Below are 515 nucleotides of genomic sequence, written 5' to 3' on the forward strand. Positions count from 1 at the left end.
CGCAGTTCCAGCCGACGCCTAACGGCGCGGCTGAACGCAATCGTTAGGCGGCACATGAGCCCCATTGCCGACACCGTGGGAGAGATGCTGACTCGAATGCCGGAAGCCTTCGGAGCTTGGTTACTGTTTGGCTTGGTTCCCGTTCTTGTTCTTGGAATTCTTTCGATCTTCACAATGGCTGGGTCTTCTTCCAGACTGAAGTTCACTCTGTCCGCAGCCGCTCGCTTGCTCGGATGGCCTGTCCTATTTGTGGTGCTGCTAGGTCTTCCTTGGGTCGCCTTCGAACTGTTCCTGGTTCCGGTGATGTTCGATGCCTATCCGTTCAGCAGAGCCGTACTTTCCGTGCCACTGACCGTGACGCATTGGCTGGCATGGCAAAGCTATTGGTTGGTACCGCTCGCCTGGTTCGCTTGGGTAGTCATCACCTCGCTGCATCTGCGAAAGCGCTGGAAGGCGTCGCACAATGCAGCCTAACCCGCAGTTCCAGCCGACGCCTAACGGCGCGGCTGAACGCA

General features: G+C 57.9%; 1 protein-coding gene. It reads left to right on the plus strand.

Annotated features, from left to right (window positions below):
• Nucleotides 1-474 (plus strand): hypothetical protein (locus B0W88_RS33385; protein WP_233151925.1); only part of this gene is annotated, 474 nt, incomplete at its 5' end.
• Nucleotides 475-515: the final 41 nt, after the last annotated feature.

Origin of the sequence: Pelomonas sp. KK5 (assembly GCF_001984095.1) — a bacterium.
GTDB lineage: Bacteria > Pseudomonadota > Gammaproteobacteria > Burkholderiales > Burkholderiaceae_C > KK5.